General features: G+C 64.4%; 9 protein-coding genes. 2 read left to right on the top strand and 7 right to left on the bottom strand.

Annotated features, from left to right (window positions below; all coding sequences use genetic code 11):
• Window positions 1-43: 43 nt before the first annotated feature.
• The 5 genes from atpD to IQ25_RS01435 form a co-directional block, all read right to left on the bottom strand.
• On the bottom strand, window positions 44-1,486 hold the full coding sequence (gene atpD / locus IQ25_RS01455; RefSeq protein WP_144901533.1) for a F0F1 ATP synthase subunit beta: 1,443 nt from the start codon (window positions 1,484-1,486) through the stop codon (window positions 44-46).
• A 28-nt stretch (window positions 1,487-1,514) separates the two neighbouring features.
• Window positions 1,515-2,387 (bottom strand): F0F1 ATP synthase subunit gamma, encoded by an 873-nt coding sequence (locus IQ25_RS01450; protein WP_144901531.1) that lies wholly within the window; start codon window positions 2,385-2,387, stop codon window positions 1,515-1,517.
• A 221-nt stretch (window positions 2,388-2,608) separates the two neighbouring features.
• Window positions 2,609-4,138 (bottom strand): F0F1 ATP synthase subunit alpha, encoded by a 1,530-nt coding sequence (atpA, locus tag IQ25_RS01445; RefSeq protein WP_144901529.1) that lies wholly within the window; start codon window positions 4,136-4,138, stop codon window positions 2,609-2,611.
• 28 nt (window positions 4,139-4,166) lie between these two features.
• Complete coding sequence (locus IQ25_RS01440; protein ID WP_144901527.1) at window positions 4,167-4,721, bottom strand: F0F1 ATP synthase subunit delta; 555 nt, start codon at window positions 4,719-4,721, stop codon at window positions 4,167-4,169.
• Between the two features lie 180 nt (window positions 4,722-4,901).
• Window positions 4,902-6,458: a S1C family serine protease gene (locus IQ25_RS01435; RefSeq protein WP_246415402.1), complete on the bottom strand. Its 1,557-nt coding sequence runs from the start codon at window positions 6,456-6,458 to the stop codon at window positions 4,902-4,904.
• Window positions 6,459-6,604: 146 nt separating this feature from the next.
• Here IQ25_RS01435 and ada point away from each other — a divergent pair, with 146 nt between their 5' ends.
• Together ada and IQ25_RS01425 are read left to right on the top strand one after the other, a co-directional pair.
• Window positions 6,605-7,654 (top strand): bifunctional DNA-binding transcriptional regulator/O6-methylguanine-DNA methyltransferase Ada, encoded by a 1,050-nt coding sequence (ada, locus tag IQ25_RS01430; RefSeq protein ID WP_144903056.1) that lies wholly within the window; start codon window positions 6,605-6,607, stop codon window positions 7,652-7,654.
• A gap of 3 nt (window positions 7,655-7,657) precedes the next feature.
• The gene (locus IQ25_RS01425; protein ID WP_144901523.1) at window positions 7,658-8,539 is read left to right on the top strand and encodes a CPBP family intramembrane glutamic endopeptidase; all 882 of its coding nucleotides are present in this window, start codon (window positions 7,658-7,660) and stop codon (window positions 8,537-8,539) included.
• On the opposite strand, the gene IQ25_RS01420 is transcribed toward IQ25_RS01425, so the two are convergent.
• The gene (locus IQ25_RS01420; protein ID WP_144901521.1) at window positions 8,536-10,089 is read right to left on the bottom strand and encodes a cryptochrome/photolyase family protein; all 1,554 of its coding nucleotides are present in this window, start codon (window positions 10,087-10,089) and stop codon (window positions 8,536-8,538) included. The genes IQ25_RS01425 and IQ25_RS01420 overlap by 4 nt on opposite strands.
• Window positions 10,090-10,137: 48 nt before the next feature.
• The gene (locus tag IQ25_RS01415; protein ID WP_144901519.1) at window positions 10,138-12,303 is read right to left on the bottom strand and encodes a primosomal protein N'; all 2,166 of its coding nucleotides are present in this window, start codon (window positions 12,301-12,303) and stop codon (window positions 10,138-10,140) included.
• Window positions 12,304-12,375 lie beyond the last annotated feature (72 nt).

The following is a 12,375-nucleotide window of genomic DNA, read 5'->3' as shown; positions in this document are numbered from 1 at the left end:
TGCCTTTCGGTCTCCCCGGGGCTCGCCCGGGGAGCTAGCTCAATCAGGCTTCAGCAGCCAGCTTCTTGGCCTTTTCGACCGCTTCGTCGATGCCGCCGACCATGTAGAACGCGGCTTCGGGAAGGTGGTCGTACTCGCCGTCGACGACAGCCTTGAACGAACGCACGGTGTCTTCGACCTGGACGAACTTGCCCGAGATGCCGGTGAACACTTCGGCGACGTGGAACGGCTGCGACAGGAAGCGCTGGATCTTGCGGGCGCGGGCGACGGTCAGCTTATCTTCTTCCGAAAGCTCGTCCATGCCGAGGATCGCGATGATGTCCTGCAGCGACTTGTACTTCTGCAGGGTTTCCTGAACGCGGCGGGCGGTCTGGTAGTGCTCTTCACCGACGACGGCGGGCGTCAGCACGCGCGAGGTCGAGTCGAGCGGGTCAACCGCCGGGTAGATGCCGAGTTCCGAAATTGCGCGGTTCAGCGTGGTCGTTGCGTCCAAGTGAGCGAACGAAGCGGCTGGTGCCGGGTCGGTAAGGTCGTCCGCGGGAACGTAGATCGCCTGCACCGAGGTGATCGAACCCTTGGTGGTGGAGGTGATGCGCTCCTGCAGCTGGCCCATGTCGGTAGCCAGCGTCGGCTGGTAGCCCACGGCCGAAGGAATACGGCCGAGCAGAGCCGACACTTCCGAACCTGCCTGGGTGAAGCGGAAGATGTTGTCGACGAAGAACAGAACGTCCTGACCTTCCTGGTCGCGGAAGTATTCTGCCATGGTCAGACCCGACAGAGCAACGCGAGCGCGGGCGCCCGGGGGCTCGTTCATCTGGCCGAACACGAGCGCAACCTTCGAGCCATCGGGGGTCGGGTTGCCGTCGGCATCCTTGGCGATAACGCCGGCGTCGAGGAATTCGTGGTAGAGGTCGTTACCTTCACGGGTGCGTTCACCGACGCCCGCGAAGACCGAAACGCCGCCGTGGCCCTTGGCGATGTTGTTGATCAGTTCCTGAATGAGAACCGTCTTGCCAACGCCTGCGCCGCCGAACAGGCCGATCTTGCCGCCGCGAGCATAGGGGGCGAGAAGGTCGATGACCTTGATGCCGGTCACGAGGATCGCGGCTTCGGTCGACTGCTCGATGAACTCGGGAGCCTTGGCGTGGATTGGAGCGGTCTGCTCAGCGCCAACCGGGCCACGTTCGTCGATCGGCTCACCGATGACGTTCATGATGCGGCCGAGGGTCTTGGGGCCGACGGGCACCGAGATCTGCGCGCCGGTGTCACGGACGGGCTGGCCGCGGGTCAGGCCGTCGGTCGAGTCCATCGCGATGGTGCGGACGGTGTTTTCGCCGAGGTGCTGCGCAACTTCGAGAACGAGGCGGTTGCCGTTGTTGTCGGTTTCAAGCGCCGAGAGAATCGCGGGGAGTTCGCCCTCGAACGCGACGTCGACGACGGCGCCGATGACCTGGCTGATCTTGCCGGTAGCTACTGCGGTGGCCATTTTCGTTTCCTTGCCTTCTATGTCGTCGTCAGAGCGCTTCGGCGCCCGCGATGATTTCGATGAGTTCGGTGGTGATCGCGGCCTGGCGGCTGCGGTTGTACTGGATGGTGAGCTTGTTGATCAGCTCGCCCGCATTGCGCGTCGCGTTGTCCATCGCGGTCATCGACGCGCCCTGTTCCGAGGCTTCACGCTCGAGCAGAGCACCGAAGAGCTGCGTGGTGACGTAGCGCGGCAGCAGTTCCTCGAGGATTTCCTCCTCGCCCGGCTCGTATTCCACCACAGAGTCGACAGCGACGGTGCTGGTGGGGGCGGGGACCGGAATGATCTGCGTGGTGACCGGCTGCTGCGTCAGCGCGTTCTTGAACACCGGGGCGACGAGGTGGGCGACGTCGAACTTGCCGGCCTCGAACATGGCGATCAGCTCACGCGCGATGGCGGCTGCTTCGTCAAAGCCCGGTGTGCGCACGTTGCTGGTGTCGTATCCGGCGGCGATGCCGTTCGGATAGTCACGGCGGATCGGTGCGCGACCCTTCTTGCCGACGAGGTAGAAGGTCACGGTCTTGCCAGCGGCTTCAAGCGCGCGCGCCTGCAGCTTGGCTTCCTTGACGAGGTTCGAGTTCAGACCGCCGCACAGGCCCTTGTCGGTGTTGACCACGACGAGGAGGTGGCGCTGGTCAGAGCCGGTGCCGCGCATGAGCAGCGGACCATTGTCCTGACCTGCAACCTTGGCGGCGAGGCTGCCCATGACTTCCGCGAGGCGGCTGGCATAGGGGCGTGCGGCTTCGGCAGCCGCCTGCGCCTTGCGCAGCTTGGCCGCCGCGACCATCTGCTTGGCCTTGGTGATCTTCTGGGTCGACTTGACCGAGTTGATCCGGCCCTTGAGTTCCTTAAGTGAAGCCATGTGAAGCCTATCTGGGTGCGACAGCGAAAGCGACGACAACTATAACTAGCACAATTGTAAGTATAACCGCAGTGCGAAGCCATACTTTCGCGTTCTCGACTGCCTTTTCTCGTTCTTCGGCAGGACGCAAATGGGCCAATTCAACCAATTCACGCCCTTTGTAGATAAGATAGATCATCGGCATAAACAGCCACGGTAGTGAGCTGATTGCCGATCCCATCTTATGCGAACTGCTTGCCGAAAGCGTCGAGCGCGGCGACCAGCTTGCCCTTGGCTTCGTCGCCAAGGTCCTTGGTGTCGCGGATCAGGCCGAGCAGGTCAGCGTGCTGCGTGCGCAGGAAGCTGAGCAGTTCGGCTTCGTACTCGGTGACGCGCGTTACCGGAACGCTGTCGAGGTAGCCTTGCGTACCGGCGAAGATCACGCAGGTCTGCTCTTCGAAGCCGAGCGGCGAGAACTGGGGCTGCTTGAGCAGCTCGGTCAGGCGCGCACCGCGGTTGAGGAGCTTCTGGGTCGAAGCGTCAAGGTCCGAACCGAACTGGGCGAAGGCCGCCATTTCGCGGTACTGGGCGAGCTCGAGCTTGATCGAGCCGGCAACCTTCTTCATCGCCTTGGTCTGGGCCGAGGAACCGACGCGCGACACCGACAGACCGACGTTGATGGCCGGACGGATGCCCTGATAGAACAGGCCGGTTTCAAGGAAGATCTGGCCGTCGGTGATCGAGATCACGTTGGTCGGGATGTAGGCCGACACGTCGCCCGCCTGGGTTTCGATGATCGGCAGTGCGGTGAGCGAGCCAGCGCCGTTTTCGTCGTTCATCTTCGCGGCGCGCTCGAGCAGGCGGCTGTGGAGATAGAACACGTCGCCGGGGTAAGCTTCGCGGCCCGGAGGACGACGCAGCAACAGCGACATCTGGCGGTAGGCGACGGCCTGCTTGGAAAGGTCGTCATAGACGATCACGGCGTGCATGCCGTTGTCGCGGAAGAATTCGCCCATGGTCGCGCCGGTGTAGGGAGCGAGGTACTGGAGCGGAGCCGGTTCCGAAGCGGTCGCGGCGATGACGATGGAGTATTCCATCGCGCCGTTCTCTTCGAGCTGGCGGACGATCTGCGCAACGGTCGAGCGCTTCTGGCCGACGGCGACGTAGATGCAGTAGAGCTTCTTGCCTTCGTCGGTCCCGGCGTTGGCAGCCTTCTGGTTGATGAAGGTGTCGATCGCGACGGCGGTCTTGCCGGTCTGACGGTCACCGATGATCAGCTCGCGCTGGCCACGGCCGACGGGGACGAGAGCGTCAATTGCCTTGAGGCCGGTCTGCACGGGTTCATGGACCGACTTGCGCGGGATGATGCCCGGAGCCTTGACTTCGACGCGCTGGCGGGTGGCGTCAACGATCGGGCCCTTGCCATCGATCGGGTTGCCGAGCGCATCGACCACGCGGCCGAGCAGGCCCTTGCCGACGGGGACGTCGACGATGGTGCCGGTGCGCTTGACGACGTCACCTTCCTTGATCTCGGAGTCCGAGCCGAAGATCACGACACCGACGTTGTCGGCTTCGAGGTTCAGGGCCATGCCCTTCACGCCGTTCGAGAACTCGACCATTTCACCGGCCTGGACGTTGTCGAGACCGTGGATACGGGCGATACCGTCACCCACCGAGAGCACGGAACCGACTTCCGAGACCTGGGCTTCGGTGCCGAAGCTGGCGATCTGGTCCTTGATGACCTTCGAGATTTCAGCGGCGCGGATTTCCATTTTCAGCCTTTCGTAGAGCCTTGAGGCTTCAAGCCTTCATCGCCTGGGCGAGGGAATTGAGACGGGTACGGATCGAGCTGTCGATCATCTGGCTGCCGATCTTCACGACAAGGCCACCGAGGATTTCAGGATCCACGCTGGTCTTGAGCTTGATCGACTTGCCGGTGCGGCCCTGCAGCTTTTCAGTGAGGGCAGCGATCTGGGCATCGTCGAGCGGATGGGCGCTGGTCACTTCGGCGCTGACTTCGCCGCGGTGGGCAGCGGCGATCTGCGCGAAGGCGCGGATCACGTCAGGCAGGGCCGAAAGACGGCGGTTGGCGGCGAGAACGCCGATGAAATTCTTTGTGAGGCTGCTCAGACCCAGCAGCGATGCGACGGCATCGATGGCGCGGCCCGCTTCATCGCGGCCGAGCTTGGGGTTGTGAATGAGGCTGGTCAGATCAGCCGATTCGCGCAGTGCAGCATCGAGCTTCTCGAGATCGCCTTCCACAGCGGCAACAAAGCCCTGTTCATTGGCCAGATCGAACAACGCCGAAGCGTAACGCCCTGACAAGCTGGCCGTAATGCCGCCGGAAATCTCCACGCGCCGAGGTTCCTTCATCCAAGGATAAGCCGAGGCAGACCATTGCCCGGAGATGAACACCGGGTGGCCTGCAGACGGGGCGCGCCTAGCAACGTCAGGCCCATATGACAAGATGCGACTTGGCTTCTTGTGCATAGGTATGATCGTGATTTCCCTGATCCCACCTTCGGCGGGCAGCGATCAGGGCGCTGGCTGGCAGTTGTAGCGCATGCGTTCGTTGGGCTCTGTTGGCAGCAGCGCCTTGATAGCCTGCTGGTTCTGGCCGAATTGCCGCGCTGCATCCTCGCCCGCGCCACAGGCTGGCGCATTGAGCTTGGCCCGCTCCGAACGGGCCCTCGTCATGGCATCGAGACCAACGAGAAAACGCTCGACGGTGTAGGTCTTCGAATCCGGGTCATACGAATTTACGGAGATCGTCTCTTCGCCGTTGGGGACGAAAATCCGCGACCATCCGTCCTGCGCGAGGCCGTATTGGGTCTTGCCGTTCATGCAGCCGTCTTCCCGCCATTCGACCGGCACGTCGGTAATGTCCGAGACGGTGACGCGGCTGCGTTCGGGATCGAGCACGCAGATCATCCGGCCAATTCCGGGAGAATCGAGAGCAATTGACGAGCCGGTCCCCGAGGGCTGAGGCTCTTCAAGCATTTCGCGGGCGCGGGTGTCGATCGATGAAAGCGAAGGGCGCAGGAACCAGACTGCCACGGCCGAGACAAGCAGGGCGCTTGCGCCGAAGACATACTTGCGCTCGAACGTGCTGCGCCGCCGGGAGGCCTTGACCATACCCCAGCCACCGACGCCAAGCGCGCCGACAAGCAGCAGCGCGGCCAATGCCATGCCGTTGTCGCGTGCCGATAGGACGGCGATCTCGGCATCACGGCGAGCCTTGTCCATGGCGCGCTGCTGCGCCTGGGTGCGGGCTTCGTTCTCTGCAGAGAGGCGGGCCTTTTCTCCGGCGGCACGTTCAGCCTCGGCGCGGTCGAGATCGGCGATGGAGCGGCAGGGAAGGCCGCTGGCATGCACATCGACTTTTGCGCGCAGGAGGAAGGCGGACAGCTCGCGCATTGAGATGGCGAAGTAGAACGACGAATCGGTGCTGTTGTCGCTCACCGTGCCGAACGAGTTTACGCCGATCACCCGTCCGCAGGAATCCAGCAGCGGTCCACCCGAATTGCCTGAGCCGAGCGGTGCGGTGTGCAGCAGCGTATCGAACGAGCGCGAGGAGCGGCCGCCCGAGAGATAGCCGCGCGTCTTCACCGCCTCCTGTGGAGTGACCAGATCGGCCATCGAGAGCCCCTGCGCCAGATCGACGTTGCCGGGGTAGCCAACGGCATAGACTTCCGATCCATCGCCGGGGACGCCTGGAAACAGCGTGATCGGGGTGAGAGTGCCGCCGCCTTCAATGCGGAGCAGGGCGAGATCGTTGCCCGGCGAATAGGCGACGAGCTTTGCCGGGTAGCCGTTGCGGCCCTCAGCAGGGACGACGCCTGCGATCAGGCTGTCATCACGGCGCAGTTCCTCGACGACATGGGCGTTGGTGACGATCAGGTTGGGAGTGACCGCAAAACCGGTGCCGTGGGTGATTAGGTTGGCGCGATCACCATCGCTTTCGATGATGACGACGCGGACGACCGAGCGGCTGGCGGCGGAGATGTCCGCCGGGTCAGCCAGCGTTGCCGGAGCCAGAAACACGGCAAGCAGCAGGGCGAGGAAGGCAGTTATCTGTTTGGCGACACGCATGCCTGCGCTTCTTGCGCCCTTTTGCTTTGACCGCAAGGTGCGGGACGCCCTGTCACACCCGTCCGGGCAGGAGGTCTCCACAACAAGGAGATGATTCGATGGACCGCGCAAGTTCTTGCCCGGACGCTATGGGAGGCTATTCCCTCATGGGGATGAGCAACGCAACGATCAGCGATGATGAAGCATGGATGGCCGTGCTTGCCCGTGACCGTGCGTTCGACGGGCGCTTTGTCACCGGCGTGCTGAGCACGGGGATATATTGCCGACCTTCGTGCTCTGCGCGTCATCCACGGCGCGAGAATGTGCGCTTCTTTGCCGATGGGACCGCAGCGCGCGCGGCGGGGCTGCGGGCTTGCCTGCGGTGTTCGCCAGATGAGGTGTCGCGCGATGAGCGGGCGGCGCTGATGGCGATCGAGGCGATCAAGGCGGCGGGGCAGACGCTGGCGCTGACCGATCTTGCGGCGCAGTGCGGCTATTCCCCGACTCATTTCCAGCGAGTCTTTGCGCGCGCCACCGGACTTTCGCCCGCTGCCTATGCGCGCGCTCTGCAGAAGGAGCGGATGGCGCAAGTGCTGACGGGAGCGGAGCGGGTGACGGATGCGATCTATGATGCAGGGTTTTCAGGACCGTCGCGGTTCTATTCGGCGGCAGAGGAACGACTTGGCATGACCCCTTCTGCATGGGTGAACGGCGGGCGCGGCGTGACGATCCGCTGGGCCGTGGTCGATACTTTGATGGGGGCGATGCTGGTCGCCGCGACTGGCAGGGGGGTCTGCCGCCTTTCGTTCAACGAGGACGAGAGCGCCTTGCGTGCGCGCTTTCCCGAGGCCGTGCTGGAAGAGGGCGGCGAGGGCTTTGCCGCGTTGCTGGGCGAGGTCGTGGCAGCCGTGGAAGCGCCGGGGGACCATTCGCATATCCCGCTCGACGTGAAGGGTACGGCTTTTCAGGAGGCGGTGTGGCAGGCGCTGCGGCGCATCCCGCCCGGCGAGACGCGCTCCTACGCGCAGATCGCTGCGCAGGTGGGCAAGCCGGGCGCGGTGCGGGCGGCGGGTTCGGCCAATGGCGCGAACAACGTGGCGGTTCTTATCCCCTGCCATCGCGTAATCCGCTCGGACGGATCGCTCGGCGGATATGCCTATGGGCTTGAGATCAAGCAGCGATTGCTGGACAAGGAACGGGAGACCAACCGGGGGTAAGGCATGGACGATCTTCAGACGGCGGATCAGGCGCAGGGGCCGGGAATTGTGCGGCGGATCGTTGCCTTTCCGCTGACGCTGATGATCATCGAGTTCTTCGGATTCGGAATTGCCGCATCGGCAGCGTCCGTCGCACTCCACAAGGTGGTGAATGAAGGGACGCCGGGCTATTTCCTCGGCGGGTTGACCGTGGCCGTGCTTGCCATACTGATCTATCTCGGCGCGCGGCGCTGGATCGAGCGGCGGGCCAACGACGAACTGCCAATGCCGCTGCTCCTGCGCGAGCTTCCTCTCGGCCTGCTGATCGGGGCGGGGTTGTTCACGCTGATGACCGGGATCGTCGCGCTGATGGGCGGGCTTGCGGTAGAGCGGGTAAATGGCATGGGCGCGCTCTGGGCGATGCTGGCCATGGCTGTGACTTCGGGGACGATCGAGGAGATCCTGTTCCGGGGCATCCTGCTGCGGCATATCGAGGCCATGCTGGGGACATGGGCGGCGCTGGCGATCACCTCGGCGCTATTCGGCCTGGCGCATCTCGCCAATCCTGGAGCGAGCCTGTTCGCTGCCTTTGCCATCGCGATGGAAGCGGGCATCCTGCTGAGTGCCGCTTACCTTTGGAAGCGCCGGCTTTGGATTCCGATCGGCATCCATGCGGCGTGGAACTTCACGCAAGGGTGGATTTTCAGCGTGCCGGTTTCGGGCAGCAAAGCGCCCGAGGGACTGCTGGTGACGACGCGCAATGGGCCGGACTGGCTGACCGGCGGAGCGTTTGGGCTTGAGGCCAGCGTCATCGCGATGCTGGTCGCGACGGCTGCCGGGCTGGTTCTGCTGGTGCGCGTTGTCCGGCAGGGCGGGATCAGGCCGCCGATGTGGGTGAAGCGCTAACGCGCCCAGCCGGGCTTGGCCGGTACGAGAGTCTTGAGGAACGCGTCTGCGCTGTCGATGTATTCGGCGCGCTTCTCCTCGCTCATGCGCCGCCAGGTGGCGTAGGGCTGCGCGAGGCGGTGGTAGCCTGACAGCTTCTTCTCGTTGCGAGCGAGGAAGTGCCAATAGAGTGCATTGAAAGGGCACGCTTCGGGGCCGGTCTTCTGCTTCACCTTGTAGGTGCAGCTGCCGCAGTAGTTGCTCATGCGGTCGATGTATGCACCGCTGGCGGCATAGGGCTTTGAGGCAAGGCGGCCCTTGTCTGCGTGGAGGATCATTCCGGCTACGTTGGGCAGTTCGACCCATTCAAAGGCGTCGGCATAGACCGTGAGATACCAGTCGGCGACGTCTTGCGGCCTGATGCCGGCGAGCAGCGCGAAGTTGCCCAGCACCATCAGGCGCTGGATGTGGTGGGCGTAGGCGTTGTCTCGCGTGGTGCGGACGCAATCTGCAAGGCAGCGCATTTTCGTCTCACCGGTCCAGTAGAAGTCAGGCAGGGGGCGGTGCGCGTCGAGGCCATTGGCGTCGGCCAGACCGGGCATTTCGAGCCAGTACATGCCACGGATGTATTCGCGCCAACCGATGATCTGGCGGATGAAGCCTTCCACTGCCTCCAGCGGCGCGCGGCCTTCGCGCCATTCTGTTTCGGCGCGGCGGCACAGGTCGAGCGGGTCGAGCAGGCCGATGTTGATCGCGGGCGAAAGGGCGGCGTGGAACAGAAAGTCCTCGCCCGCCAACATCGCGTCTTGATACTTGCCGAACAGGGGCAGACGGTCTTGCAGGAACGCGTTGCGAGCCTTCTCGGCGTCGGCGCGGGTGACGGGCCAGTTGAAGTTGTCGAGCGATCCGAAGTGGTTGGCGAACCGGCTTGAGACGAGTTCGAGCACTTCGCGCGTGATGGCGTCATGTGCGAAAGGCGGCAGGGCGGGGGGCTTGAGCCCGGCTTCGGGGCCGCCACGATTTTCGGCGTCGAAGTTCCAGCGGCCGCCGACGGGCTTGTCGTTCTCCATCAGCAGGCCGGTCTTGCGGCGCATCTCGCGGTAGAACCACTCCATGCGCAGTTCCTTGCGGCCTGCGGCCCATTCGTAGAAATCGGGCAATGGGCAGATGAAGCGCGTGTCGGGCAGGATACGCAGGCGGACGGGGAGATCGATGCGCCATTGTTCCATGGCCTGGCGCACGCGCCATTCGCCGGGTTCAGTCACCTGCACGCCGCGCGGTCCATGGCGCTCGATCGCGCGAAGGACCTCGCCGGTGAAACTGCCGGTGTTCCGGGAATCGTCGAGGCGGACGTAATCGACCGTCCATCCGGCTCCGCGCAATTCTCCGGCGAAGTGGCGCATGGCTGACAGGATCAGTGCGATCTTGGCCTTGTGGTGGCGGACATAGGTCGTCTCGTCAGCCACTTCCATTATCAGGATGACGGTGTCATCCGGATTGCGGTCCGCAAGGCTGGAGATCTGGGGCGAAAGCTGGTCGCCAAAGATGGGGACGAGGACTGGGCTGGGCATCCAGTCGGAATGGCCGAGCGGGCGTTTGGTTCAACCTGCCCCAAAGTGTCAGACGAAGCTGTAAGGGTCGATATCCACCGCCACACGCACGCCCGGCGGGAAGCGCAGGGGATCGAGCCATTCGCGGATCACGCGTTGCAGTTCGGTGGAGCGGCGGGCGTTGATCAGCAGGCGATAGCGATAGCGACCGCGCAGCAGCGAGAGGGGGGCAGGCGCGGGGCCGAGGATCAGGACGTCGTCGAGCCGCGGGGCGGAGCCGCCAATGCCGCGCGCTGCATCGCGGGCTTCGGCTTCGTCCTCGCTCGATACGATGATCGCGGCCCAGCGACCGAAGGGCGGGGCACCGGCATCGCGACGGGCTTCGGCTTCGGCAGCATAGAAGGCGTCGCGGTCGCCGCTGGCGAGGGCTTCGATCACCGGGGCTTCTGGGTGGCGGGTCTGGATCAGGACTTCGCCGGGCTTCTCGCCTCGACCGGCGCGACCTGCCACCTGCGCAACCTGCTGATAGGTACGCTCGGCGGCGCGCAGGTCTCCGCCCTCGAGGCCCATGTCCGCATCGATCACGCCGACGAGGGTCAGTTCGGGGAAGTGGTAGCCTTTGGTTACGAGCTGGGTGCCGACGATCACGTCGATGGCCTTGTTGCTGGCCATCTCGACAAATTCCGCGGCCTTGGCCGGGCTGGTCAGCGTGTCGGAGGTGACCAGCGCTACGCGAGCCTCAGGCAGGATTTCGGCGACTTCGTCGGCGATGCGCTCAACGCCTGGGCCACAGGCGACGAGGCAATCGGGCTCGCTGCATTCGGGGCAGGCATCGGGCGTCGGCACCTCGTGCCCGCAATGGTGGCATGCGAGACGGCGGGAGAGGCGGTGTTCGACCAACCAGGCCGAGCAGTTTGGGCACTGGAAGCGGTAGCCGCAGGTGCGGCACAGCGTCAGCGGGGCATATCCGCGGCGATTTAGGAACAGCAGCGACTGCTCGCCCTTATCCAGCCGGTCCTTCAGTGCCTTGACCAGCGGAGGGGCGATCCAGTGGTTGCGCTCGGGCTGTTCAACCCGCAGATCGACGATCTGGATGTCGGGCATGGTCGCGCCGCCGAAGCGGGCAGGCAGGACGACGCGTTCGTAACGACCGGCCTCTGCCATTTGCAGGCTTTCGAGCGCGGGGGTCGCGCTGGCGAGGATGACCGGCACCTTCTCGAAATGCGCGCGCATGACGGCCACGTCGCGGGCGTTGTAACGCACGCCGTCGTCCTGCTTGAACGAGATTTCGTGGGCTTCGTCGACGACGATCAGGCCGAGCTTGGCGAAAGGCAGGAACAGGGCACTGCGCGCGCCGACCACGACCTGCGCGGTCCCATTCGCCACGGCCCGCCATGCGCGACGGCGTTCTGAGGACTTGAGCGAGGAGTGCCACGTGACCGGAGCAACGCCGAAGCGTGCCTCGAACCTCTTGAGGAAGGTTTCGGTGAGCGCGATTTCGGGGAGGAGGACGAGGACTTGCCCACCCGCTTCCAAGGCGGCGGCGATGGCCTCGAAGTAGGTTTCGGTCTTGCCCGATCCGGTTACGCCGTCGAGCAGGAATGGCCGGAAGGCGTGCGCCTTCACCGCCGAGACGAACTTTGCCGCGACGTCCGCCTGCAGGTCCGAGAGGTCTGGCGCAGCAAAGTTGGGATCTGCGGGCGGATAGGGGCGGTCCGAATCGACGACCACTGGTTCGAGAAGCCCGGCATTGACCATTCCGCGCAGGACGGCATCGGAAACGCCCGCGATCTCGGACAGTTCGCGGATCGTTGCCTGCTGGTCGTGCAACAGGTCCAGCGCGATCAGGCGTTGCGGGGTGAGGCGGGCAGTTTCCTTGCCGGTCAGCCGGTATTCGGTGACCGTGCTTCCTCCCTGCAGCGCGGCAGTGCTAGACAGCGCCATGCGCGTAACGGCGGCGAGGGGGGCGACATAATAGTCCGCGGTCCATTCAATCAGGCGGCGCAAGGGGGCAGGGAGAGGGGGAACCGGCAGGACCTGCAACAACGGGCGCAGCTTGGCATCAGGAACCTCGGTTCCCGGCAGCCGTTCCGCTTCCCACACAACGCCGATGATTTGCCGAGGACCCAGCGGCGCAAGGACGACGCTGCCGGGTTCCACCGTAATTCCGGCGGGCACGCGATAATCGAGCGGGCCGAGCGCTGAATTGAAGACGAGGCATCGGACGCGGTTCATGTTCGCCGGTCTATATGGGGGCGAAGCGCTCCGGGCAAAGCCCGCGTGGGCCAGAATTGAGGAGAACTACAG

It is taken from the genome of Novosphingobium taihuense (assembly GCF_007830315.1).
GTDB lineage: Bacteria > Pseudomonadota > Alphaproteobacteria > Sphingomonadales > Sphingomonadaceae > Novosphingobium > Novosphingobium taihuense.
This window is presented reverse-complemented; position numbering and strand designations above follow the sequence as displayed.